Source organism: Collinsella sp. i05-0019-G5 (genome assembly GCF_042851345.1).
In the GTDB taxonomy this organism is placed as follows: domain Bacteria; phylum Actinomycetota; class Coriobacteriia; order Coriobacteriales; family Coriobacteriaceae; genus Collinsella.
The window spans coordinates 1,461,079-1,484,645 of the sequence record NZ_AP031421.1 but is presented as its reverse complement, the minus strand read 5'-3'; the positions used below and the strand labels follow the sequence as shown (position 1 = coordinate 1,484,645).

Annotated in this window: 21 protein-coding genes; 18 read left to right on the top strand and 3 right to left on the bottom strand. The window is 60.5% G+C overall.

Annotated elements, in window-relative coordinates; genetic code table 11:
* The first annotated feature begins 13 nt into the window (after positions 1 to 13).
* Genes ACGHIZ_RS06910 through ACGHIZ_RS06900 form a run of 3 tightly spaced genes read left to right on the top strand, consistent with a single transcriptional unit; the run spans position 14 to position 4,193 of the window.
* Positions 14 to 1,375 carry a M50 family metallopeptidase gene (locus ACGHIZ_RS06910; protein ID WP_390447045.1) on the top strand — a complete coding sequence of 454 codons (1,362 nt, stop codon included), beginning with the start codon at positions 14 to 16 and terminating at the stop codon, positions 1,373 to 1,375.
* 43 nt (positions 1,376 to 1,418) lie between these two features.
* A complete protein-coding gene (ispG, locus tag ACGHIZ_RS06905) occupies positions 1,419 to 2,471 on the top strand; it encodes a flavodoxin-dependent (E)-4-hydroxy-3-methylbut-2-enyl-diphosphate synthase (protein ID WP_390447042.1) in 1,053 nt (350 codons plus the stop codon).
* Entirely contained in the window at positions 2,472 to 4,193 is a 1,722-nt protein-coding gene (locus ACGHIZ_RS06900; RefSeq protein ID WP_390447039.1) for a proline--tRNA ligase, read from the top strand. It abuts the gene before it with no gap.
* A 178-nt stretch (positions 4,194 to 4,371) separates the two neighbouring features.
* Here ACGHIZ_RS06900 and ACGHIZ_RS06895 read toward each other — a convergent pair whose 3' ends face one another.
* The 3 genes from ACGHIZ_RS06895 to rpmB all read right to left on the bottom strand — a co-directional run bounded on the left by ACGHIZ_RS06895 (position 4,372) and on the right by rpmB (position 8,564).
* Positions 4,372 to 5,136, bottom strand: a complete 765-nt coding sequence (locus tag ACGHIZ_RS06895) for a phosphotransferase (RefSeq protein ID WP_390447036.1) — start codon at positions 5,134 to 5,136, stop codon at positions 4,372 to 4,374.
* Positions 5,137 to 5,224: 88 nt separating this feature from the next.
* Positions 5,225 to 7,873, bottom strand: coding sequence for a bifunctional acetaldehyde-CoA/alcohol dehydrogenase (gene adhE / locus ACGHIZ_RS06890; protein ID WP_055285142.1), 2,649 nt, complete (start codon positions 7,871 to 7,873; stop codon positions 5,225 to 5,227).
* 502 nt (positions 7,874 to 8,375) lie between these two features.
* Positions 8,376 to 8,564 carry a 50S ribosomal protein L28 gene (gene rpmB / locus ACGHIZ_RS06885; RefSeq protein WP_022094725.1) on the bottom strand — a complete coding sequence of 63 codons (189 nt, stop codon included), beginning with the start codon at positions 8,562 to 8,564 and terminating at the stop codon, positions 8,376 to 8,378.
* A gap of 451 nt (positions 8,565 to 9,015) precedes the next feature.
* Between rpmB and pyrR the strand changes: the two genes are divergently transcribed.
* The 15 genes from pyrR to lepA all read left to right on the top strand — a co-directional run bounded on the left by pyrR (position 9,016) and on the right by lepA (position 23,563).
* The gene (pyrR, locus tag ACGHIZ_RS06880) at positions 9,016 to 9,600 is read left to right on the top strand and encodes a bifunctional pyr operon transcriptional regulator/uracil phosphoribosyltransferase PyrR (protein ID WP_117770320.1); all 585 of its coding nucleotides are present in this window, start codon (positions 9,016 to 9,018) and stop codon (positions 9,598 to 9,600) included.
* 4 nt (positions 9,601 to 9,604) lie between these two features.
* Positions 9,605 to 10,549 carry an aspartate carbamoyltransferase catalytic subunit gene (locus ACGHIZ_RS06875; RefSeq protein WP_035138537.1) on the top strand — a complete coding sequence of 315 codons (945 nt, stop codon included), beginning with the start codon at positions 9,605 to 9,607 and terminating at the stop codon, positions 10,547 to 10,549.
* Positions 10,533 to 11,822 (top strand): dihydroorotase, encoded by a 1,290-nt coding sequence (locus tag ACGHIZ_RS06870; RefSeq protein WP_227790433.1) that lies wholly within the window; start codon positions 10,533 to 10,535, stop codon positions 11,820 to 11,822. The genes ACGHIZ_RS06875 and ACGHIZ_RS06870 overlap by 17 nt, the downstream gene beginning before the upstream one ends.
* A gap of 116 nt (positions 11,823 to 11,938) precedes the next feature.
* Complete coding sequence (locus tag ACGHIZ_RS06865; protein WP_390449895.1) at positions 11,939 to 12,706, top strand: dihydroorotate dehydrogenase electron transfer subunit; 768 nt, start codon at positions 11,939 to 11,941, stop codon at positions 12,704 to 12,706.
* 14 nt (positions 12,707 to 12,720) lie between these two features.
* Positions 12,721 to 13,629, top strand: coding sequence for a dihydroorotate dehydrogenase (locus tag ACGHIZ_RS06860; RefSeq protein WP_390449892.1), 909 nt, complete (start codon positions 12,721 to 12,723; stop codon positions 13,627 to 13,629).
* Positions 13,623 to 14,339, top strand: coding sequence for an orotidine-5'-phosphate decarboxylase (gene pyrF, locus ACGHIZ_RS06855; RefSeq protein ID WP_390447033.1), 717 nt, complete (start codon positions 13,623 to 13,625; stop codon positions 14,337 to 14,339). The genes ACGHIZ_RS06860 and pyrF overlap by 7 nt, the downstream gene beginning before the upstream one ends.
* A 239-nt stretch (positions 14,340 to 14,578) precedes the next feature.
* Positions 14,579 to 14,887 (top strand): integration host factor, actinobacterial type, encoded by a 309-nt coding sequence (gene mihF, locus ACGHIZ_RS06850; protein WP_006236130.1) that lies wholly within the window; start codon positions 14,579 to 14,581, stop codon positions 14,885 to 14,887.
* Positions 14,888 to 15,457, top strand: a complete 570-nt coding sequence (gmk, locus tag ACGHIZ_RS06845; protein WP_138374178.1) for a guanylate kinase — start codon at positions 14,888 to 14,890, stop codon at positions 15,455 to 15,457.
* A gap of 5 nt (positions 15,458 to 15,462) precedes the next feature.
* On the top strand, positions 15,463 to 15,744 hold the full coding sequence (locus ACGHIZ_RS06840) for a DNA-directed RNA polymerase subunit omega (RefSeq protein ID WP_035138532.1): 282 nt from the start codon (positions 15,463 to 15,465) through the stop codon (positions 15,742 to 15,744).
* On the top strand, positions 15,745 to 16,989 hold the full coding sequence (thiI, locus tag ACGHIZ_RS06835; protein WP_390447030.1) for a tRNA uracil 4-sulfurtransferase ThiI: 1,245 nt from the start codon (positions 15,745 to 15,747) through the stop codon (positions 16,987 to 16,989).
* Between the two features lie 214 nt (positions 16,990 to 17,203).
* Entirely contained in the window at positions 17,204 to 17,914 is a 711-nt protein-coding gene (locus ACGHIZ_RS06830) for a ComEA family DNA-binding protein (protein WP_117745970.1), read from the top strand.
* Positions 17,911 to 20,214 carry a DNA internalization-related competence protein ComEC/Rec2 gene (locus ACGHIZ_RS06825; protein WP_227790430.1) on the top strand — a complete coding sequence of 768 codons (2,304 nt, stop codon included), beginning with the start codon at positions 17,911 to 17,913 and terminating at the stop codon, positions 20,212 to 20,214. Before ACGHIZ_RS06830 ends, ACGHIZ_RS06825 begins: the two co-directional genes overlap by 4 nt.
* A 78-nt stretch (positions 20,215 to 20,292) precedes the next feature.
* Positions 20,293 to 21,255, top strand: coding sequence for a DNA polymerase III subunit delta (gene holA / locus ACGHIZ_RS06820; protein ID WP_227790429.1), 963 nt, complete (start codon positions 20,293 to 20,295; stop codon positions 21,253 to 21,255).
* Positions 21,256 to 21,388: 133 nt separating this feature from the next.
* Complete coding sequence (gene rpsT / locus ACGHIZ_RS06815; protein ID WP_022094714.1) at positions 21,389 to 21,655, top strand: 30S ribosomal protein S20; 267 nt, start codon at positions 21,389 to 21,391, stop codon at positions 21,653 to 21,655.
* Positions 21,656 to 21,751: 96 nt separating this feature from the next.
* Positions 21,752 to 23,563: a translation elongation factor 4 gene (lepA, locus tag ACGHIZ_RS06810; RefSeq protein WP_390447025.1), complete on the top strand. Its 1,812-nt coding sequence runs from the start codon at positions 21,752 to 21,754 to the stop codon at positions 23,561 to 23,563.
* Positions 23,564 to 23,567 lie beyond the last annotated feature (4 nt).

Sequence of the window (23,567 nt, the reverse complement as noted above, 5' to 3'; positions counted from 1 at the left end):
GCTTTTTCGTTTTATGGATACTGTTCTGAGCGTTCTCTCATCGGTCTTTTGGGGCCTGCTGATGCTTTCCGTCCTCGTGTTTTTGCACGAGGGCGGCCACTTTTTGGCGGCGCGTGCCTGCGGCGTCCGTGTGACCGAGTTCTTTTTGGGCCTGCCGTGCCGCTTTGACATCCATTACACGTCGCGTCGCATTGGAACCAAGTTTGGCGTGACCCCGCTGCTGCTGGGTGGCTACGCTGCCATCTGCGGTATGGATCCGACCGATGTCTCCTGCGCCGATCGCGTGCTCGCGGCTATCTACCGTCATGGTCGCGTGACCGTGGCCGACCTTGCTGTCGAGCTCGAGCTTTCCGAGGAGGATGTGCTCGAGGCTTGTGCTCTGTTGCTGGGCTGGGGCTCCATCGCTCCCTGGTATGAGGAAGGGGAGAAACCCTCGCCGAGCTACTATCCCACCAAGTATCAGACGCTGCCGCGAGACGCGGCGGGTTACACCACCTTTGACGGCCGCCGGTTCGATCGAGAGCATGCGACTGCCGAGGGCGATGTGTGGGAGCTGCCGTGCGGCGAGGCTGATTTCTTGGCGCAAGAGCGCTCGCACACTTATCTTGGCCAGGGCTTTCTCAAGCGCGCCTTTATGCTGCTCGCGGGCATTCTCGTCAATATCCTGACGGGTTTTTTGCTGCTTATGAGCATCTATTCCATTGCGGGCGTCACCGTGCCGATCGATACCAACGTGATCGGTCAGGTTGACGAGGGGTCTATTGCCGCCAAGGCGGGTATCGAGGCTGGTGATGCGATCCTTTCGGTTGACGGTGTATCGTGCTCCACATGGATGAACGTTTACGATGCCATCGGCAAGGCCGCCGGTAAGGACGATATCGCCATCGAGTACGAGCGTGACGGCAAGCAGCATTCGACCACGGTTGCGCTCAAAGAGGACGAGCGCCTAGGTGTGTATGCCTCTACGCAGGTAGTCCGTTTGGACCCCATCACCTCGGCGCGTCTGTCATTCTCCTATGTTGTGCAGACCGCGGAGGGCGTGATGCGCCTGCTCCAGCCGCAGCATACGATGGAGATTCTCGATCAGTCTTCTTCGATCGTGGGTATTAGCGTTATGTCCTCACAGGCTGCTGCTGCCGGTCCTGCCACGTTCCTTTCGTTTGCCGCCCTCATTTCGTTCTCGCTTGGCTTTATGAACCTGCTGCCCATCCCACCACTCGATGGCGGCAAGCTGGTCATCGAGATCATTCAAAAGATTGTGGGCCGCGAGTTTCCGCTCAAGGTCCAGACGATTGTGAGCTATGTGGGCATCGCGCTCTTTGCGCTGCTGTTTGTCTATATGCTTCGTTCCGACATCCTTCGATTTATTCTGTAGGGGAGTGTTTGGATTGTCTTTATCCCATCCTTTGCCTCGCGATTTGACGCGCCCCGTGCATGTGGGCGGCGTGCAGATCGGTGGCGGTGCGCCGGTGGTGGTCCAATCCATGACCTGCACCGATACCGCTGATGCCCAGGCAACGCTTGCGCAAGTGTGCGCGTTGGCGCAGGCTGGCTGCGATATCGTGCGCGTGAGCGTGCCCACCGAGGCCGCGCTTGAGGGTTTCCGCACCATCTGTGCCGAGTCTCCGGTGCCGATCGTCGCCGATATTCACTTTAACCATAAGCTCGCCATTGGTGCCGTTGAGGCCGGTGCTGCCAAGCTGCGCATCAATCCCGGCAATATCGGCGATTGGGCCAAGGTTGACGCGGTGATCGATGCTGCTGGTGCCGCGGGCTGTGCGATTCGTATCGGCGTCAATGCCGGTTCACTCGAGCAGGATATCGCCGAGCGCGAAGACCTCACGCAGCCCGAAAAGCTCGTGATGTCGAGCGAGCGCTTCGTCAAGCACTTTGAGGACCGCGGCTTTACGAACATCGTGCTTTCGGCCAAGGCCCATAGCGTGCAAACGACGCTCGATACCTATCGAGCCCTGTCGCGTGAGATTCCCCACGTTCCGCTTCACCTGGGCGTAACCGAGGCGGGTACCAAGCTTCAGGGCACCATTAAGAGCTCGGTGGGCCTTGGTATTCTGCTGTCTGAGGGTATTGGTGACACCATGCGCGTCTCTCTCACGGCCGATCCGGTTGAGGAGCCGCCGGTTGCCTGGGGTATTCTGCAGTCGCTGGGCCTGCGTCGCCGTGGCCCCGAGATTGTCTCGTGCCCCACGTGCGCCCGCTGCCAGGTTAACCTCATTCCCATCGCCGAGGAGGTCACCGAGCGGCTTAAGAACTACTCCGCGCCGCTTTCTATCGCTGTGATGGGATGTGCCGTTAATGGCCCCGGTGAGGCTTCTGATGCCGATCTGGGCGTTGCTTGCGGACGTGGTCAGGCCCTGCTCTTTTCGCATGGCCAGATCATTGGTAAAGTAGCTGAGGACCAAATTGTCGACGCGCTTATGGCCGAGGTCGACAAGCTTATTGAGGAGAAATAAATGACCCGAGCAATGTATATGTCTAAGCTCTATGCGCCGACGCTTAAAGAGGATCCGGCGGACGCTGAGCTCGCCAGTCACCGCCTGCTGCTCCGTGCCGGCATGATCCGCAAGGAGGCCGCCGGCCTGTATTCCTACCTGCCGCTTGCCTGGCGCTCGATCCGTAAGATCGAGAACATCGTGCGCGACGAGATGGACGCTGCCGGTGCCCAGGAGCTTATGATGCCTATCATGGTCGACGCCGAGTTGTGGCGTGAGTCCGGCCGCATCGACGCCTATGGCAAGGAGCTTGTGCGCTTTGACGACCGTCACGGTCGCGAGTTCGTCCTGGGTCCCACCCACGAGGAGACCGTCACGGCCCTGGTGCGCAATGAGCTGCGCTCCTACAAACAGCTGCCCGTCAACCTGTACCACATTCAGGACAAGTTCCGCGACGAGTTCCGTCCCCGCTTTGGCCTGATGCGCGGTCGCGAGTTCATCATGAAGGACGCCTACAGCTTCTCCGCCACGCAGGAGAGCCTGCAGGAGGAGTACGACAAGATGAAGCAGGCCTACGCTAACATCTGCGAGCGCTGCTACATCAAGGCTCTGCCCGTTGTCGCCGACTCCGGCGAGATCGGCGGCGACACTTCCGTCGAGTACATGGCTCTTGCCGACGCCGGCGAGGCTTCGCTCGTCTACTGCGACGATTGCGGTTTTGCTGCCGATGACGAGGCTGCAAGCACCAAGGTCGTTGTGACCGAGGGCCCCGGCGATGGCACGCTCACCAAGGTCGAGACTCCGGGTATGGGCACCATCGAGGCCGTTGCCAAGTTCTTCGGCTTCCCCGAGAACGGCACGCGCAAGTCGCTGGCACTCATCGACTCCGAGGGCAAGCCGGTCGTGGCCATTGTCCCGGGCGACCACGAGCTCAATGACTGCAAGGCCGAGCATGTCTTTGGCAAGGGCTACCGCATGATGACCGACGAGGAGCTTCAAGCGAACGGCCTGCACAAGGGCTTTATCGGACCGGTCAACCTGCCCGAGGGCATCCGTCTGGTGTGCGACGAGAGCCTGCGCGATTCCAAGCAGTGGGCCTGCGGTGCCAACGAGGTCGATTATCACTTTACCGGTGCCTGCCCCGAGCGCGACTTTACCGTCGATGAGTGGGCCGATCTGGTCACCGTTGTCGCCGGCGACCCCTGCCCGCACTGCGGCAAGCCGCTCTCCGCTGCCCGCGGCATCGAGGTCTCTCAGGTCTTCCAGCTGGGCACCAAGTATTCCGAGGCCATGGGTGCCACCTTTATGGACGAGGATGGCAAGGAGAAGCCGCTCATCATGGGCTGCTACGGCGTTGGTGTGTCCCGCTCGCTCGCTGCCGTCGTGGAGCAGCACAACGACGAGCACGGTATCGTCTGGCCGGTCTCCGTTGCCCCGTACGAGGTCGCGGTGATTCCGCTCGATCCCAAGAAGGAGGAGTGCGCTACCGTCTGCGAGCAGATCGTTGATGGCCTGTGCGCCAAGGGTATCGAGGTCGTCGTCGATGACCGTGACGAGCGTCCCGGCTTTAAATTTGCCGACAACGACCTTATGGGCTTCCCGTATCAGGTCGTTCTGGGTAAGCGTGGCCTCAAGAACGGCACCGTCGAGCTCAAGGACCGTGCTACGGGTGAGCGCGAGGACGTGGCGATCGACGAGGTCGTCGCCAAGGTCGCCGAGCTTGTGAAGGCGGCACGCCGTTAATCGGCGATTTCGCTTGTAGTTCGATATACGGGACGGCCCCGCATTTCTCCAGATAGGGGAGATGCGGGGCCGTCCTTTTATCTTGTCGGCGTACTCAATCGCTAAAAGGAAACCCCACAGCCCATGCGAGCTGCGGGGTTTCCTTTGTGCCTCCGATGCGAAATAAATCGCTCAGATATTACTGATAATCGACGACGTCGATCCAGTTCTTCAGGAACTCATCGTTCACGTTGCGCTTACGAGCGAGCTCGGAAGCGGCGACGATGCTCGTCCACTGACGCACGACCTGCATGGGCATGTCGGCGCGGTCGCAGTAGAGCTCCAGATAAGCCTCGGCCTGGTCCTTGCTGTTGAGGGCAAAGAGCAGGTAGGTGGTGGCAACGTCGGCAGCAGGGGAGCCCTGGGTAGCGTGTGCCCAGTCGCACACATAGAGCTGGCCGTCGTCGCCGACGATGACGTTGGAGGGGTTGAAGTCGCCGTGGCAGACCTTGAACTCCTTGATCATACCGTCCAGACGCTCCTGAAGGTTGTAACGCGTGGTGGCATTGAGCTGATCAAGGCTGTCGATCATGCGGGCGAACTTGTCGCGCTGACGGTTGAGCAGCGGGGAGGTGTAGCCGTGGATCTCGATCTGGAGGTCGACGAACATCTCGAGGTACTCACCGAAGCGCTGGGGCTCGGCAGTCATCTTCTCGGCAAGGGTGGTGCCCGGAACCTTCTCGGTCACGAGCGCCCAGCCGTTGGCGTTCTCGAGCTGGGAAACCTCGAGAGCCTTGGGGCTGCGGATGCCGCACTCATTGATGCGGGCAAGATTCAAAGCCTCGTTGAACACGTCGGAGACAGGCTTGGTCTCGTTAAAGACCTTGACAATCTTGTCGCCCAGGTCGTAAACGACCTTGTTGCCACGGCGGACGAGCTCGGTCTTGGAATCGGGTAGCAGCATGGTTGCATCCTTTCAACGATGCGATAGAAGCGACGGCGGGGGTGTGTGAAACACCCGTGCACCCCCGCCGTTAAAAACCGTGCTAAAACTAGCAGACGGCGTAATCCTGGGGCTCGCGGCCGTAGTAGGCGTCCAGGTAGAGCTCCTTGATCTCGCTCATGAGCGGGTAGCGCGGGTTGGCGCCGGTGCACTGGTCGTTGAATGCCTGCTCGGTCATCTCGTCGAGGGTGTCGAGGAAGTACTGCTCGTCAACACCGTAGTCGGCGATAGTCTTCTTGACGCCGATGAAGTCCTTGAGCTCCTCGAGCTTCGTGATGAAGTTCTCGAAGACCTCCTTGTCGTCCTTGCCCTCGATGCCGCAGTACTTGGCCATCTCGGCGTAGTTGTGCAGTGCGTTGGGGTAAGGATACTGGGAGAAGGTACCCATCTTGACGGGAGCCTCGGCGGCGTTGTAGCGCATGACGCGAGTCAGGATGACGGCGTTAGCGATGCCGTGGGGCAGGTGATGGAAAGCGCCGAGCTTGTGAGCCATGGAGTGGTTGAGGCCCAGGAAGGCGTTGGCGAAGGCCATACCGGCCATGCAGGAGGCGTTGTGCATCTCCTCGCGGGCGTGCGGGTCCTTGGCGCCGTTCGTGAAGCTGGAGGGCAGGTTCTCAAAGACGAGCTTGGCAGCGCGCTCGGAGAGGCCCTTGGTGTAGTCGGAAGCCATGATGGAGACGTAGGACTCGATGGCGTGGGTCATGACGTCGATGCCGGAGGCAGCGGTCAGGCCGCGCGGGGCGGTCATGCAGTTGTCGGCGTCGACGATAGCCATGTTGGGGAGCAGCGCGTAGTCGGCGAGCGGCCACTTGATGCCGGTCTCCTTGTCGGTGATGATGGCGAACGGCGTGCACTCGGAGCCGGTACCCGAAGAGGTCGGGACGGCGACGAAATAGGCCTTCTTGCCCATCTCGGGGAAGGTGAAGATACGCTTGCGGATGTCCATGAAGTCCATGGCCATGTCCTCAAACTTGCACTCGGGGTGCTCGTACATCATCCACATGATCTTGCCGGCGTCCATAGCGGAGCCACCGCCGACGGCGATGATGACGTCCGGCTCAAAGAGAGCCATCTGCTTGGCGCCGCGACGTGCGCACTGCAGCGACGGATCGGGCTCGACGTCGTAGAAGCAGTCGTGGGCGATGCCCATCTCGTCGAGCTTGGCCTCGATGGCGCGGGTGTTGCCATTCTTGAAGAGGAACTGGTCGGTGACGATGAAGGCGCGCTTCTTGCCCATGACGTTGCCCAGCTCGTCGAGGGCGACGGGCGTGGAACCCTTCTTGAAGTAGACCTTCTCGGGAGCGCGGAACCACAGCATGTTCTCACGGCGCTCGGCCACAGTCTTAACGTTGATCAAGTGCTTCACCCCAACGTTCTCGGAGACGGAGTTGCCGCCCCAGGAGCCGCAGCCCAGGGTCAGAGACGGCTTCATGCCAAAGTTGTACAGGTCACCGATGCCGCCGTGCGAGGACGGGGTGTTGATGACGATACGGCAGGCCTTCATGACGTGCTCGAACAGGCTGATCTTCTCGGCCTGGGCGGGGTGCACGTACAGAGAGGCGGTGTGGCCCGGGCCACCGGCGAGCACCAGGTGCTCGGCCTTGTCGACGGCCTCCTGGAAGTCCTTGGCGTGGTACATGGCCAGGACCGGGGAGAGCTTCTCGTGGGAGAACTCCTCCTTGGCGGGGTCGGTGGAGGTGACCTCAGCGATCAGGATCTTGGTCTTGGCGGGAACCTCGATGCCGGCGAGCTCGGCGATCTTGGCGGCAGCCATGCCGGGGATGCGGTGATCCAGGGCGCCGTTCTTGAACATGGCGGCACGCAGGGCCTCCATCTCGGCACCCTGCTTGACGAAGTAGCAGCCGCGCTTCTGGAACTCGGCCTTAACCTGGTCATAGATGCTGTCGATGACGGTCACGGACTGCTCGGAAGCGCAGATCATGCCGTTATCGAAGGTCTTGGAGTGGATGATGGAGTTGACGGCGAGCAGCACGTCGGCGGTGTCGTCGATGACGACCGGGGTGTTACCGGCGCCAACGCCCAGGGCGGGCTTGCCCGAGGAGTAAGCGGCCTTGACCATGCCCGGGCCACCGGTGGCGAGGATGATGTCGACGTCGCGCATGACCATGTTGGTCAGCTCGATGGAGGGGACATCGACCCAGCCGATGATGCCCTCGGGGGCGCCGGCCTTGACGGCGGCGTCAAGCACGAGCTTGGCGGCGGCGATGGTGCACTTGGCGGCTGCCGGGTGCGGGGAGATGATGATGGCGTTGCGGGTCTTCAGGCTGATCAGCGTCTTGAAGATCGCGGTGGAGGTGGGGTTGGTCGTCGGGATGACGGCGCCCACGATGCCGATGGGCTCGGCGATCTTGGTGATGCCGTAAGCCTCGTCGCGCTCCAGAACGCCACAGGTCTTGGTGTTCTTGTAAGCGTTGTAGATGTACTCTGCGGCGTAGTGGTTCTTGATGACCTTGTCCTCAAGAACGCCGCGGCCGGTCTCCTCGATGGCCATCTTTGCCAACGGGATACGAGCCTTGTTGGCGGCCATGGCGGCCTCATAGAAGATCTTGTCGACCTGCTCCTGCGTGTACGTAGCAAAAAGCGCCTGGGCCTCTCGCATCTGAGCGAGCTTAGCCTCAAGCGCCTCTACGTTGTCCACAATTGCGGGAGTAGTGTTTTCCGGTGACTTTTTCACCATTTGTGTCTCCTTGCGATCGGAGATTTACCCTACGCCTTGCATGATAGCAAGAAATAATTCGGTGAACGGTAAGATTCCTGTAAAAGGCACACTAAAACGCTTCAATAAACTGAAACGTTTTAACTAAAACTATCTGCCTGCTGCATCGCCCCGCTCATTGGGTACAGACTCTCATGAGTATTTCAATGGGAAAACGGGACATCTGTTTGATAATCGCTATTCGCGGGTCGCGGTTGAGTCGGACACACAGGCGGTGCAGCTACTCGATTACATCCATTTCAATCCCGTGTAAGGTGCGTCCGACTCGCTCGAGGCGTACCGTTAGTTACAAGGCATACCAGCTGGGCTATGATCCCTTTGACATCTGCAAACCCTCATATAAGTCTGTCCCCAATGAGTGCAAAAAGGCGCCCTCCGTAGGGGAGGGCGCCTTTGGTAAGTTCTATGTGAACGCGAGGTCTTTGACCCGGAGAGTCCGAGGTACTTTTTGGTAAGACCTTATTTAGGAGCGCGCAACCTTGCCGGACTTGAGGCAGGTGGAGCAAACGTTCATCTTGCGACGGTGACCATCGACGACGACGTAGACGCGCTGGATGTTGGGGCGGAACTTACGGTTGGTGACGCGGTGAGAGTGGCTGATGGAGCGACCGGCAACGGGGTGCTTACCGCAAACTTCGCAAACTTTGGACATAACTGACCCTCCTTGGGCGACAAACGAACATGTCGCGTTAACAAACAAGCCTGAACTATAGCACAGAAGTCGCTCCCTGTGCGTAATCTACACAGAGATATTCCTCTTTTGGCGATAGTGCCCACGCCACGGCCCTGGACGTAGATCCGATTTGCGTGCAGCAGAGGGGATTATGCCAGCTCGTGCGTGCGTTTTCAAGCTCGTCCCACAAATATATATAGGTTTATGGAGCATTGGGCTCCGTTTACGGATTGCTCTGTATTTATGCTCGCAATTACGCTCTAGGTTGGCTACACTATCCCTTGACCATTAAAGGGGTACGAGATACCCACATGGAATTACATAGCTGCCAAAGAGCAGCCCTTCCTGTGGGTGTCTGGTCCGCTTTGAGCGGTCGGGCATCTATTTTTTTGACTGTGTCAGCAGTCAAGACATGTGAGGAAGGAGATCGATGGGCACGACTTCCCCCAAGGCGGTCATTATGGACGAGACCGCCGTCAATCGAGCGATGACCCGCATCGCGCACGAGATTCTCGAGCGCAACGAGGGCTGTGAAGACCTCGCTTTGGTCGGCATCGTCACGCGCGGCGACCTTCTGGCAAAGAAGCTCGCCGAGGAGATCAAGGAGATCGAGGGCGTCGAAGTTCCGCTCGGCAGCCTCGACATCAGCTTCTACCGCGACGACTATGCGACCAATTTCGCTCCCGCGATCCACGCTACCAACATTCCCTTCAGCGTCGACGGCAAGCGCGTCGTGCTGGTGGACGACATCCTGTATACGGGGCGTACCATCCGCGCCGCTCTCGACGCCGTCATGGACCTGGGCCGCCCGAGCCGTATTGAGCTGGCGGTCCTCGTTGACCGCGGCCACCGCGAGCTCCCCATCTCGCCGGACTTTGTCGGCAAGAACGTTCCCTCGTCGCATGAGGAGAACGTGCACCTATATATGAAGGAAGTCGACGGCCACACCGCCGTCGAGATTAACGACGTCGCGCCGGGTTCCCACGTGGGCTCCGCGCCGCTGGGAGGTGAGTAGTACCGTGGCGTTCAACCATAAGCACCTGATCGACATTACCGAGTACTCCGAAGAGGACATCAAGCTCATCCTCGAGACCGCCAAGGCGTTCTCCGAGGTCAACGAGCGTGCCATCAAGAAGGTCCCCACGCTCAAGGGCAAGACCATCGTCAACATGTTCAACGAGCCCTCGACGCGCACCCGCAGCTCCTTCGAGCTCGCCGAGAAGCGCCTTTCGGCCGACAGCCTTAACTTTGGTGGCTCCTCGACCTCCACGGTCAAGGGCGAGAGCCTCGTCGACACCGTCGAGACCCTCAACGCTTATAAGATCGACTGCATCGTCGTACGCGACAAGCACGCCGGCGCTCCCTACATCGTCACGCAGAACTCGCCCGCGAGCGTCATCTGCGCCGGCGACGGCAAGCACAACCATCCCACGCAGGCTCTGCTCGACCTGTACACCATCTGGGAGCACAAGGGTGACTTCCACGGTCTGAAGGTCGCCGTCGTCGGCGATATCGCCCACTCACGTGTTTGCGGCTCGCTGATCCCCGCCCTTAAGATCATGGGCTGCGAGACCTACGCCGTCGCCCCCGGCACGCTGCTGCCGCCGGCGCCCGAGGTCCTGGGTTGCGACCACGTGACGAGCGACCTCGATTCCGTCCTGCCCGAGCTGGACGTCGTCTACATGCTGCGCGTGCAGCAGGAGCGCCTCGAGGGTGCCCCGTTCCCGACCATTCGTGAGTACCACAAGCTCTTCGGTCTGACCAAGGACCGCGAGAAGCTCATGAAGCCCGACGCGATTATCTGCCACCCGGGCCCCATCAACCGCGGCGTCGAGTTCGATTCCTATATGGCCGACCACCCGCAACGCTCCGTCATCCTGGAGCAGGTCTACGCCGGTATCTGCGTGCGTATGGCTATCCTGTATCTGCTGCTTGGAGGTGCCGATAATGGCCTTGCTTCTTAAGAATGCCCACGTCGTCGACCCGTCCGTCGAGCTTGACGGTGTCGTTGACGTCCTGATTGACAGCGACAAGATCGCCGAGGTCGGCGAGAATCTCGCCGTCGAGGGAGCCGAGGTCCGCGACCTTTCCGGCAAGTACCTCGTCCCCGGCCTGGTGGATATGCACGTTCACCTTCGCGAGCCCGGCTACGAGGTCAAAGAGGACATCGAGAGCGGTACCCGCGCAGCTGCCAAGGGCGGCTTTACCGGCGTGTGCTCCATGCCCAACACCGATCCCGTCACCGATAACGGTACCGTCGTGGAGTTCGTAAAGTCCCGTGCTGCCGAGGTCGGTCACTGCCGCGTCTATCCGTCGGGCGCCATGACCCGCGGTCTTAAGGGCGAGGCCATGTCCGAGATGGGCGATATGGTCGCCCACGGCGCCGTCGCCTTCACCGACGACGGTCGCGGCGTGCAGGGCGCGGGCATGCTCCGTCGCTGCATGGACTACGGCAAGATGTTCGGCAAGGTCTTCATGAGCCACTGCCAGGACGAGGACTTGGTCGGCCACGGCCAGATCAACGAGGGCAAGGTCTCGACCCGTCTGGCCCTCGAGGGCTGGCCGGCTGCCGGCGAGGAGCTCCAGATCGCCCGCGACATCGAGATCGCCAAGCTGACCGGTGCCAAGCTGCACATCCAGCACATCTCCACCGCCCATGGTCTGGAGATCGTGCGTGCCGGCAAGGCCGCTGGCGTTCAGGTTACCTGCGAGGCCACCCCGCACCACATGTTCCTGACCGAGAACGATCTGGACGAGACCTACAACACCTCGCTCAAGGTCAACCCGCCGCTGCGTACCGAGGAGGATGCCGAGGCCATCCGTCAGGGCGTCATCGACGGCACCGTCGACGTTATCGTCACCGATCACGCTCCCCACACCCCGTGGGAGAAGGCCCGCGAGTTCGAGCTTGCGCCCTTTGGCATGATCGGTCTCGAGACCTCGCTGTCGCTCGTGCTCACCGAGCTGGTCAACACGGGTAAGATGAGCATGGGCCGCATGGTCGAGCTCATGGCCATCAAGCCGCGTGAGATCCTGGGCCTCGACCAGGTTCAGGTCAAGGCGGGCTCCGTTGCCGACCTGACCGTGTTCGACGCGTCCGCCACCTGGACGGTTGGCGAGGACGGCTACGAGTCGCGCGCCGAAAACTCCGGTTTCGCCGGCCGCACGCTTACCGGCCGTGCCACCGATGTGTTTGTCGGCGGTAAGCAGACGCTTGCCGACGGCTGCATCTGCTAGCATAGCCTTATCGCTTTTGTGCGCGGCGCCCTTGCGGTGCCGCGCTTTCTATTCGTTTGGACCATGCAACCGCATGGGGGATTGGAGCGTCTATGCCCACACCTTCCACTGCACGCATGCACGACTTCGAGGTCGTCTCGAACCGGGAGATCGCCGACGGCATCTTCTCGCTCGTCATCTCGGCCCCCAAGCTTGCAAGTGCGCTCAAGCCCGGCCAGTTTGTGAACATTGCCGTGCCCGGCGATGCTTCCTCGCTGCTTCGCGTGCCCCTGAGCTTCTATCGCGCCGACGCCGAGGCCGGCACTGTCGAGCTGTGGTACGCCGTCGTGGGCGACGACACCCGTCGCCTGTCGCAGATGGCCCCCGGCTCCAAGTCCAACCTGTTGGGCCCTGGCGGCCGCGGCTGGCTTGTTCCCGAGGGCACCAGGAAGGCGCTGCTCGTGGCGGGCGGCATCGGTGTTCCGCCCGTGCTGTGCCTTGCCGGCAAGCTTGCCGAGCAGGGTGTGGCCGTCGACGTGTGCCTGGGTTTTGGCACCGCTTCCAAGGCCGTGGGCATCGATGAGTTCCGCGCGCTGGGCGCCACGGTCAACGTTTGCACCGACGACGGCTCGCTCGGCACGCACGGTTTTTGCACCGATCCTGCCGCCGAGCTGCTCGGCGAGGGCGGCTACGACTACGTCGCCAGCTGCGGTCCCGCCGTCATGATGAAGAAGGTCGCCGCTGCTGCCACCGAGGCCGGTGCGTACTGCGAGGTGTCCCTCGAGCGCATGATGAGCTGTGGCTTTGGCGCCTGCAACACCTGCAATGTCGAGACGGTCGACGGTATGAAGGGTGCTTGCATGTGCGGCCCCGTGTTCGATGCTTCCAAGGTGGTGGTCTTCTAGTGGGTACCGTGAACATGGCCGTCGATTTCGGCGGCGTCAAGATGCAGAACCCCATCAACACCGCAGCCGGTACCTTTGGTTACGGTTGGCAGTTCCAGAACTTCTTTGATGTTTCCCAGCTGGGCGCCATCACCACCAAGGGTTGCGCAGCCGAGCCCTGGCCCGGCAACCCCGCGCCCCGCATGGCCGAGATCCCCGGCGGTATGATCAACTCCGTGGGCCTTCAGAACCCCGGCGTGGCCGCCTTTGCCCGCGAGTCCGGCCCGTGGCTCGAGCAACTGTCCAAGGACGGTTGCCAGGTCATCTGTCAGGTTGCCGGCCACTCCGTTGACGAGTTTGTGCGCGCGCTCGAGATGTATGTCGAGCTATGCCCCTGGGCTGCCGGCTACGAGATCAACGTGAGCTGCCCCAACATCGCCGCCGGCGGTGCCGCCATGGGCTCTACGCCCGAGGGCGCCTCTTCCGTTATGGCTGCCTGCCGCAAGGTGACCGATAAGCCGCTGTTCGTGAAGATGGCGCCGGTCAACGTCGCCGAGATCGCCAAGGCCCTCGAAGCCGCCGGCGCCGACGGCCTTTCGGCCATTAACTCCATCCAGGGCATGGCCATCGACGTCCATACCCGCAAGTCCCGCGTGGCAAAGCCCAAGGGCGGCCTTTCGGGCCCGCTGTGCCACCACATCGCCGTGCGCATGGTCTGGGAGGTCGCCCAGGCCGTCGATATCCCCATCAACGGCGTCGGCGGTGTCATGACCGGCGAGGATGCGGCCGAGTTTATCCTGGCCGGTGCCACCTGCGTGTCGGTTGGCATGGCCAACTTCGTCGATCCGTGCGCTTCGCTCAAGATCGCGCACGAGCTCGAGGCCTGGGCCGAGTCCCAGGGCGTAAAGGACATCAACGAGCTGGTAGGTGCTTTCGAATGCTAGAGACCGATGCCCGCGACCGCGTAATCGTCGCCCTCGACTGCGATCGTGAGCGTGCGCTCGAGCTCGCCCACGAGCTTTCGGGCCATGCCGCTTGGCTCAAGGTTGGTATGACGCTCTATTACGCCGAGGGTCCCCAGATCGTCAAGACCTTTAAGGACCTAGGCTTTAAGGTCTTTCTTGACCTTAAGTTCCATGATATTCCGCATCAGGTTCGCGGTGCCGCCCGCTCGGCCTCGCTTGCCGGTGCCGACCTGCTCTCGGTTCACGGCTTGGGTTCGGGCGCCATGCTCGCTGCCTGCCGCGAGGGTGCCGAGGAGGCGCGCGACGACCGCGCCAAGCTCGTCGCCATCACCGTGCTCACGAGCATGAATCAGGATGCCTTGAGCGAGATCGGCGTCGAGTCGCCCGTGGCCGAGGAGGCCGCCCGCCTGGCAAAGCTCGCTCAGGCCAACGGCATCGACGGCATCGTGTGCTCGCCGATGGAGGCTCACGACATGCGTGAGATGTTGGGTCCCGATGCCCTGATCGTGACTCCGGGTGTGCGTCCGGTTGGTGCCGCCCTTGGTGACCAGTCCCGCGTGGCGACGCCTTCCCAGGCTATCGAGCGTGGCGCAAGCCACATTGTGGTGGGCCGTCCCATCACCGGTGCCGACGATCCGGTTGCCGCCTTTGACGCCATCGTCGCCGAGCTTGTCGAAAACGTCGCGTAAAAGATTCCCCTAAGTCACCACTTTTGGGTCTCATTAGCACAAAATAGCCCCTGTGCCTGCGTAAACTTTCCCATCCTTTGTGTGGAATCGCAGGCCAGGGGCTTAACTTTGGGCGCAGTATATTGCACTTTTTGCGGGTATCGTCTAACCTATGGAGCCGCGATTGGGCATTTTGTACGTTCTACGTGCTAAAATGCCAATTATTGAATCAGATATAACCCAACTATTTGGAGGTACGAATGGCACTCCCTCAGCTTACCGATGAGCAGCGCAAGCAGGCTCTTGAGAAGGCTGCTGCCGCACGTCACGCCCGCGCTGAGCTTCGCGAGCAGATCAAGAAGGGCGAGAAGTCCCTCGAGTCCGTGCTCAACTCCGATGACCCCATCGCTTCCCGCATGAAGGTTTCCACCCTCATCGAGTCTCTCCCTGGTTATGGCAAGGCCAAGGCCGCCAAGATCATGGAGGAGCTCGGTATCTCCGCTACCCGTCGCGTCCAGGGCCTCGGCGTCCGTCAGCGCGAGCAGCTCCTCGAGCAGCTGACCAAATAAGTGAGCGCTCAGGATTCCAAGCTCTTTGTGATTTCTGGACCGTCAGGCGCAGGCAAGGGTACGCTCGTCACTCGTGTGCGCGAGCGCCGCTCGAACCTGGGCCTGACGGTTTCGGCTACCACGCGAGCACCACGCAAAGGTGAGGTCGACGGCGTCAACTACTTTTTTCTGACGCGCGAGGAGTTCGACCGCCGCGTGGCAAACGGTGAGTTTGTTGAGTGGGCCGAGGTCCACGGTAACTGCTACGGCACGTTGGTGAGCGAGGTCCAGTCCAAGCTCGCCTCTGGTTCGTCTCTCATCTTGGAGATCGATGTCCAGGGTGCCCTGCAGGTGAAGGAGCGTTTCCCCGAGGCCGTGCTGATCTTTATCAAGCCGCCTTCGCTTGAGGTGCTCCGCGAGCGTCTAGTCGGTCGCGGTACCGAGACGCCCGAGACGATTGAGCTGCGTATGGCAAACGCCGCCGATGAGCTTGCCCTTGCCGACCGCTACGACGACGTCGTGGTTAATGACGATCTCGACCGCGCGACCGATGAACTCGTTCGCGTTCTCGATATGCATGAAAGGATCTGAGGTCCGTGTCCGTTGTAAAGCCTTGCATTGACGATCTTTTGGAGAAGACCGATCACAACCGCTTCCTGCTCGCTTCGCTTGCCTCCAAGCGCGCCTGCGACATCAATAGCATGCTGCGTGGCCAGCACAACCGCGTGCTTGCCGTCCAGGATGTCGATGACATCACCATCGGGCTTTCCGGTGCCGATACCATCTCGATGGCTATGGACGAGATTGTCGACGGCGACATCTCTTACGACGAGGCCCGTTACGAGAAGGCGCTCGGCCACAAGGTTGCTGAAGCCTAAATGGCGGCTCGCGTCTGCCTGGTCCACTATCACGAGGTTGGACTGAAGGGTAAGAACCGCGCACATTTTGAGCATATCCTCATGGATAACATCAAGGCGGCCTTGGCCGCCTTTTCCGTGAATGCCGTGTCTCGAATTTCCGGTTATATCCTCGTGACCTTTAACGAGCATCAGGCCGATGAGGCGGCGCGTGTCATTCGCACCGTTCCCGGCGTTGCTCGTGTGTCTTTGGCGTATCACACTAACCGCGACCCGCAGGAGTACTGTGCCGCCGCCGTCAAGGCGCTGCGCGAGTTTGGTCCTTTCGATTCGTTTAAGGTGCACGCCAAGCGCTCCAATACCGACTATGAGCTCACCTCGATTGATATCAATCGTCAGGTGGGCGAGGTACTGTGCGAGGCCTTCCCCGATAAAAAGGTTCAAATGCATGACCCCGATGCGATGGTGCACGTACTGGTGGTCCAGGGTAGCGTCTACGTGTATGCGCGCTCCGAGCGTGGCGTGGGCGGTCTGCCGGTGGGTTCTGCCGGCAAGGTCGTGACGCTGTTGTCGTCGGGTATCGATTCTCCGGTGGCGACCTGGATGCTCGCGCGTCGCGGCGCGGTGTGCGTGCCGGTACATTTCTCCGGTCGTCCGCAGACGCCCGATACGAGCGAGTATTTGGTGCAGGACATCATCCGTGCGCTTGAGCCGGGTGTCCAGATCGGCCGCCTGTACGTGGTGCCGTTTGGCGACTGCCAGCGTGAGATTTCGGTCACCTGTCCCAGCAACCTGCGCGTGATTATGTATCGCCGCATTATGTATTCGGTTGCCGAGCGCATTGCACACATCGAGGGTGCCAAGGCTATCGTTACGGGCGAATCACTTGGGCAGGTTGCCTCCCAAACGCTTGAGAACATCATGGCCGTCAACGAGGCCGTGAAGATCCCCGTGTTCCGTCCTCTCATCGGTTCGGACAAGCAGGAGATCATCGCGCGCGCCGGGGAGATCGGCACGTTCGATATCTCGACTGAGGCCGCTCCCGACTGCTGCACGCTGTTTATGCCGCGCCGTCCCGAGACGCACGCTAAACTCGATGCCGTGCATGAGGCGTGGGAGCTGTTCGATCACGAGGAGATGATTGAGCGTTTGCTCAAACAGACCGAGTATATCGACTTCGAGAGCAACACGTATAAGACCCCTAAGACCTTAAAACGCAAACATTCCGAGCTCGCTCCACGTGAGATTTACCAAGATCACGAATAATATTGTGTATAGACCGGCGGTGATTTTGCATCGTCGGTCTTTTTCTATCTGGGCATTAGGCGACAAACGGTTCATCTGTCGACGTCTGCCTGAATAAATGGACACTTTTCAGCAAGGTTTTGGTCAGCTTTTGGTTTGACCGTGGAAACTGGTGTGGGCGTGCGGAGTCTGCGGCGCTCGTTTCCTGACACGATGGTGTTGGGAGGTGTTTGCTATGGCGCAGCGCGAGCAACACGAACGGGTTAAACGGATGGACCGCTGGGCAGAAAAGCTGCTCGGCCATAAGGCGGTGGTCGTGGCGATTCTGGTTGCCATTGCCGCTGCGAGTGGCCTGGCGATGGCAAATTTTGGTGGCCATTCCAGCAACGTGTCGTTTGAGCGTAGTGACGAGGCAGGCGCCTCGGATGTGCGAGGGGACGGGGATGTGTCACCTGATGATGCCGATGAGTCGTCTGCCAAGAGTTCTTCTGCCGCCGAGGTGTACGTCGATGTGGATGGCGCCGTTGTGAGGCCTGGCGTGTACCGGCTCAAAGGCGGAGCGCGGGTATCCCAGGCAATCGATGCTGCCGGAGGGCTTACGGCCGAGGCGGATGTGACAGGGCTTAATCGTGCGTCCAAGATCACAGATGGTCAAAAGATCTATGTGCCGACGGTGGGGGAGCAACAAGCGGCTGTGGCGGTCGGCGGGGCCGAAAGCGGTGCTGCCACGACTCCTGGTGCGGGGTCTTCGTCGGGGCTCGTGAACATCAATACGGCAAGTGCGGCGGAGCTGCAGACGCTTTCGGGCATCGGGCCTTCTATGGCCCAGTCAATTATCGACGAACGGACGCAAAACGGGGCCTTTGCCTCGGTTGATGACCTTATGCGCGTATCGGGGATCGGTGAGAAGAAGCTCGCCAAAATCAAAGATTGCATCTGCGTATGAGTGCGACCGAGCGCGAGCATGTGATGCCACCGCGGCCCTTGATGCCGTGGACGATGGTCCTTTGTGCCGGTTTGTGTGCGAGCTGTGGCTTGGTGCTTAACGTGGCAGCCGATGTGCTGCTGGGAGAGCGGGCAGCGCCCGTTATATTGCTTATGGCCATTCCCGTTGCGGCTGCGGCGTGCATCGTATTGGCTCGGTCCTGCATGCGTCTTGTGCGATGGAAGCGATGGCTGTATGCCGCGGCTCTCGGCCTCGTGGCGGGGGCGGTCGTGTCCGCTGGTTGGGCGATAGGGGCGCTGCGCGCTTCGAGGGCATTGGATAATCGGGCTGCGAGCAGTCTCGAATTTTATGTGCAGGGCGATCCGTCCATCAATGACGGTTCGTACTCCTATACCTGCGATGCGTATGCGGGCGAAAAGCGCTTGGGTCAGGTACGGCTGTCGTGTGATCATGAACTCGACGCCGGTTCGCATGTACGTGCTATCGGTCGAATTTCGCGGTTTGAGAATGATGCGTATGGGCGCTCACGCGTGCTTCGGGGCGAGCTTCGAAAGGTTAAAGTCGTCCGGTTGGTATCGGTCGACGAGGGTTCTCCGGGGCCGTTGCTTTGGCTTCGAAACGAGCTCCTTGCCCTTATCGCGCCCGCGACCGATCCAGCGCGCTCGCTTATTGCCGGCGTTGTCTGCGGACGCTCGGCCGAGCTGCGTGCCCTGCCGGCGGGCGATTGGTTTTCGGTAACGGGCACCGCACATCTTATCGCCGTTTCGGGCAGTCATCTTGCCATCGTGGGGTTTGTGATTGAGAGCGCCCTGCAAAAGACGCGTCTCTCTCGTGGGCTGCAGCGGGGGCTGTTGGTGCTGGCCCTCGCTGCCTATACCGTCTTTACGGGCGCCTCGCCCTCGGCCGTGCGCGCGTGCTGTATGGTGGCGGTGACACTTGTCGCCAACGGCGCCGGACGTCGTCGGCATGGCCTCTCGGCTCTTTTTTTGACCATGGCAATTTTTGTGTTGCTGCGGCCGACGGTATTGTTCGAAATGGGTTTTCAGCTATCGTGCGCCAGTGTTTTTGCCATCCTTTGTTTTTGCCCCTACGCCACCTACGCCTTGGGCGAGTTGGGTGTGCCATCGGGCGTCGCCAGTATTTTGTCTGTCACGCTGTGCTCGCAGCTGGCGACACTTCCCGTTACGATTCCCGCATTTGAGACGTTTTCGCTCATTGCCCCGCTCGCAAATGCCGTGATCGGTCCGGTGATAAGCGTGCTGCTCGCTATATCGATTGTGCTGGTGCCCTGCTCGCTTGTGCCGCTGTTGCGTCACGGGGCGCTCGTGGTGCCCATGATTGTCGCTCGCTGCGCCCTGTTCTTTGAGCAGCTCTTTGCTGCCGTTCCGGGCGCATCCGTAAGCGTGCCGCCCGGTACACCCTTGGTATACGTGGTGCCGTTTGCGCTGGCCGTCCTCTTGGTCTGGTGGCCACGCCCCTGCGCACGGCCCATGGCAGTGGGGCTGTTGTGCTTGATGCTTGCAGCGGGTGTTCCGTATGTCTATTGGGATCGATGCGCACCGCCTTCGGTAACGGTCCTCGATGTTGGCCAGGCCGATGCGATTCTGGTTCGTCAGGGTGGCACCGTGGCGCTCGTCGACTGTGGGCTCGATGAGCGCGTGGTGTCGGCGTTGGTTCGCAACAATGTCCACCATATCGACGCCGTCTTCGTGACGCATTGGGACGAAGACCATTGGGGTGGTCTTCCCGATGTGCTCGATCAGTTTTCGGTTGGAACCATTGCGGTCGCGGCCGATGCGCTAGAAGGCGCGCCTGCTGAGGTTCTGAATCGCCCCGGCGTTACGTATCGGCAGGTGGCCCGCGGAGACACGTTCGATATCGGCGCATTTCGGGCTCGTGTGATGTGGCCGTTTGACACGGTGGATGGCGAGGGCAATGAGGACTCGCTTGTCTTGCTGCTTTCCTATGCTAGGGAAGGCAAGAGCCTGCGCGTGCTCCTCACCGGTGATGCCGAGCTCGATCAGGAGTGCGAGTTTGTGCAGGCGGTGGGCGATATCGATGTGCTCAAGCTGGGGCATCACGGCTCAAAAGTTTCCGTCGACACTGACCTACTGGAAACGCTTAAGCCCGAGCTCTCTATCGCGAGTGCGGGCGAGGGCAACCGCTACGGTCATCCATCCGATGCCTGCATCGATGCCGTTCGCGATGCGGGTGGCGTGTTCGCATGCACCATCGAACAGGGAGATATCACTGTCTCGCCGACTGCAACCGGTTTTGCCATGCGATGTCAGCGACCTTGATGCTGCCGTTGGCGTGGGACCAACCCGTGGGATAGAATGACACGGTACGAGCACGAGAGCCTGCGGGAGGGGAGCGCGATGTCCGAAACCGGTCTTTTGCCGGCGTATCTGATCGTCGGTACCGACGGAGTCAAACGCGACCATGCCGTCTCGCGTATGAAGGCTCGTCTGGAAAAGACGGGCATGGTCGAGTTCAACCTCGACGAGCGCGATATGACCAAAGACCCCGATATCGAGTCGATTATCGGGTCGCTTAACACCTTTCCCATGGGCAGCGAGTTTCGCCTGGTAATCCTTGACGGCTGCTCAAAACTCGTCAAAGCGATCTCCGAGCCGCTTGTCGAGTATCTGGCGAGTCCCAGCCCCACGACGGTTTGCCTCATCATCGCCGATTCGCTTGCCAAGAGCACGCGCCTGTACAAGGCAATCGCCAAGATTGACAAGAAGGCCGTGATCGACTGTTCGGGCACCAAGCGCTGGGAGCTCCCGCGCCGCGTGCAGCAGATGGCGACGCAGCACGGAAAGTCCATCTCGACGGCGGCCGCCGAGGAGCTCGTTTCGCGCTCGGGTGAGAACACTCGCATGCTCGATAACGACTTGGCCAAGCTTGCCCAGATGGTCGAGGCGCCGCAAATTGAGCTTGCCGATGTGGAACGCTGGATCGTGCGCACGGCCGAAGTCCAGCCCTGGGATTTTCTCAACGCGGTCTCGGCTCGTGATATGCGCCGCTCGCTTGAGCTCTTTGGGCTGTTACCAACCAAGAGCTATGTGTGGACCTACACGCTGCTGTGCGGACGCATTCGCGAGCTTATCGTCGCCAAGGCACTCGATGCGCGTGGACAGGGCCGCGAGCTTGCCGCGACGCTCAAGCTCCAGTCTTGGCAGGTCAAGAATCACCTGACCTGGGCGCGTCGTTTTTCGATGACCGAGCTCGTTGCCGCGCTCGAGGGCGCGGTCGATGTGGAGCTCGCATTGAAGGGTTCGGCTGATTCCCAGACCGCGCTTTTGCTCTGGATTACGAACATCTTGAGAAAATCGTGATGATACCTGCCTATTTGACAAATTCGTTCTATCCCTTTGAGGGGGAGCGTGCTATAGTAGGCGCTTGCATGACCTCACCGTGTCTCAGAGGTGTCATACATTTTTTGCAAGGAACTCGAAAGGAACTCCAGAAGTGGCAAACATCAAGTCTCAGAAGAAGCGTATCCGCACCAATGAGGCAGCTCGCATGCGTAACAAGGCTGTCAAGTCCGAGCTCAAGACGCTGACCAAGCACGTCCAGTCCGCCGTCGCCGAGGGCGACGCCGAGAAGGCCCAGGCTGCCCTCAAGACCGTCACCAAGCGTCTCGACATGGCTGCCGCCAAGCATGTTATCCACAAGAACCAGGCTTCCAACCGCAAGTCCGGTCTTGCCAAGCTCGTGAACAGCATCAACGCCTAAGTTGTAAATTTCACACCACACAGATTACGCGCATAAATGGAGCCTGTTTTATGGAACAGGCTCCATTTTTTGTACCGCTCGGGTAAGATAGTCCGCATGGATACTTCAATTGACATTTCCCACATCCGCAACTTCTCGATTGTTGCGCACATCGACCATGGCAAGTCCACGATCAGTGACCGCATTCTCGAGCTCACCCATACCGTCGACGAGCGCGACATGGAGTCGCAGCTGCTCGACACCATGGATATCGAGCGCGAGCGCGGCATCACGATCAAGTCCAATGCCGTTCGCGTGTCCTATGACGCCGACGATGGCGAGACGTATCAGTTCAATCTGATCGATACGCCGGGCCACGTGGACTTTACCTATGAGGTTTCGCGCTCGCTGGCAGCCTGTGAGGGCGCGGTGCTCGTTGTCGACGCCACGCAGGGCGTTGAGGCGCAGACCGTCTCTAACGCGACGCTCGCCATGAACGCCAATCTGGACATTGTGCCGGCCATCAACAAGATCGACCTGCCCTCGGCCCATCCCGACGAGGTCAAGACCGAGATCGAGGATGACCTGGCGATTCCCGCCGATGATGCCGTGTGCGTGTCGGGCAAGACCGGCGAGGGTATTCACGATCTGCTAGAGTCCATCGTCTTTTTGATCTCTCCGCCTAAGGGCGATGCAAATGCTCCGCTCAAAGCGCTCATTCTGGATTCGTACTTTGACGAGTATCGCGGCGTGGTGGCCACGGTGCGCGTCTTTGACGGCTCCATCAAAAAGGGCGATACCCTGCGCATGATGCAGGCAGAGGGCGACTTTTTGGTCGACGGCGTGGGTGTCAAGCGTCCTGCCGAGACCCCGGTTGACGCGCTGGCGGTTGGCGAGGTCGGCTACGTGGTCACGGGCCTGAAGGACCCCGAGGCCGTTCGCGTGGGCGACACCCTTACCTGGGCGTCGAACCCCTGCCCCGAGCCGCTTCCTGGTTACCGCGAGGCCAAGCCCATGGTCTATACGGGCCTGTTCCCGATCGATAACAAGGACTACGAGAGCCTGCGTGACGCACTCGATAAGCTGCACGTCAACGACCCGTCGTTGGTGTGGGAGCCCGAGACCTCGGTGGCGCTCGGCTTTGGCTTCCGCGTGGGCTTCCTGGGCCTGCTGCACATGGAGGTCGTCAAGGAACGCCTGGAGCGCGAGTTCAACTTGGACCTCATTGCCACGAGCCCCTCGGTGGACTATCACGTCTACAAGACTGACGGCGAGATGATTGATGTCCGTAGTCCGCAGGATCTTCCCGAGGCCACGCGCATCGAGCGTATCGAGGAACCCTACCTCAAGGCTAAGATCATCTGCCCGCCCGAGTATACGGGTGCCGTCATGCAGCTCGCTATCGAGCACCGTGGCATTACAACCGACATGATCCATCTCACGAGCAAATCGGTCGAGATGCGCTTTGACATGCCGCTCGCCGAGCTCATCCTGGACTTCTTTGACCAGCTCAAGAGTCGTACCAAGGGCTATGCCTCGCTCGACTACGAGTTCAACGAGTACCGTCCCTCCGAGCTCGTGAAGCTCGATATCTTGCTTTCGGGCGACGAGGTGGACGCGCTGTCGTTTATCGTCCATAAGGACAAGGCCTATGGCCTGGCCCGTGGTCTGTGCGACAAACTTAAGGAGATCATCCCGCGTCAGCTGTTCGAGGTTCCCATCCAGGGTGCTATCGGCAACAAAATCATCGCCCGTTCTACCGTCAAAGCGCGTCGCAAGGACGTTCTTGCTAAGTGCTACGGCGGCGATATCTCGCGTAAGCGCAAGCTGCTCGAGAAGCAGAAAGAGGGCAAGAAGCGCATGAAGGCCATCGGCTCGGTCGAGGTCCCGCAGGAGGCCTTTATGGCGATCCTCAAGGTGGACGAGTAGGTCT

What these genes read in the sequence shown, in the direction of transcription:
- ACGHIZ_RS06910 (WP_390447045.1), top strand. Translation starts at nt 14, where the DNA reads ATGGATACTGTTCTGAGCGTTCTCTCATCGGTCTTTTGGGGCCTGCTG.
- ACGHIZ_RS06900 (WP_390447039.1), top strand. Translation starts at nt 2,472, where the DNA reads ATGACCCGAGCAATGTATATGTCTAAGCTCTATGCGCCGACGCTTAAA.
- ACGHIZ_RS06895 (WP_390447036.1), bottom strand. Translation starts at nt 5,136, where the DNA reads ATGCTGCTACCCGATTCCAAGACCGAGCTCGTCCGCCGTGGCAACAAG.
- adhE (WP_055285142.1), bottom strand. Translation starts at nt 7,873, where the DNA reads ATGGTGAAAAAGTCACCGGAAAACACTACTCCCGCAATTGTGGACAAC.
- rpmB (WP_022094725.1), bottom strand. Translation starts at nt 8,564, where the DNA reads ATGTCCAAAGTTTGCGAAGTTTGCGGTAAGCACCCCGTTGCCGGTCGC.
- pyrR (WP_117770320.1), top strand. Translation starts at nt 9,016, where the DNA reads ATGGGCACGACTTCCCCCAAGGCGGTCATTATGGACGAGACCGCCGTC.
- ACGHIZ_RS06870 (WP_227790433.1), top strand. Translation starts at nt 10,533, where the DNA reads ATGGCCTTGCTTCTTAAGAATGCCCACGTCGTCGACCCGTCCGTCGAG.
- ACGHIZ_RS06865 (WP_390449895.1), top strand. Translation starts at nt 11,939, where the DNA reads ATGCACGACTTCGAGGTCGTCTCGAACCGGGAGATCGCCGACGGCATC.
- ACGHIZ_RS06860 (WP_390449892.1), top strand. Translation starts at nt 12,721, where the DNA reads ATGGCCGTCGATTTCGGCGGCGTCAAGATGCAGAACCCCATCAACACC.
- pyrF (WP_390447033.1), top strand. Translation starts at nt 13,623, where the DNA reads ATGCTAGAGACCGATGCCCGCGACCGCGTAATCGTCGCCCTCGACTGC.
- mihF (WP_006236130.1), top strand. Translation starts at nt 14,579, where the DNA reads ATGGCACTCCCTCAGCTTACCGATGAGCAGCGCAAGCAGGCTCTTGAG.
- thiI (WP_390447030.1), top strand. Translation starts at nt 15,745, where the DNA reads ATGGCGGCTCGCGTCTGCCTGGTCCACTATCACGAGGTTGGACTGAAG.
- ACGHIZ_RS06830 (WP_117745970.1), top strand. Translation starts at nt 17,204, where the DNA reads ATGGCGCAGCGCGAGCAACACGAACGGGTTAAACGGATGGACCGCTGG.
- ACGHIZ_RS06825 (WP_227790430.1), top strand. Translation starts at nt 17,911, where the DNA reads ATGAGTGCGACCGAGCGCGAGCATGTGATGCCACCGCGGCCCTTGATG.
- holA (WP_227790429.1), top strand. Translation starts at nt 20,293, where the DNA reads ATGTCCGAAACCGGTCTTTTGCCGGCGTATCTGATCGTCGGTACCGAC.
- lepA (WP_390447025.1), top strand. Translation starts at nt 21,752, where the DNA reads ATGGATACTTCAATTGACATTTCCCACATCCGCAACTTCTCGATTGTT.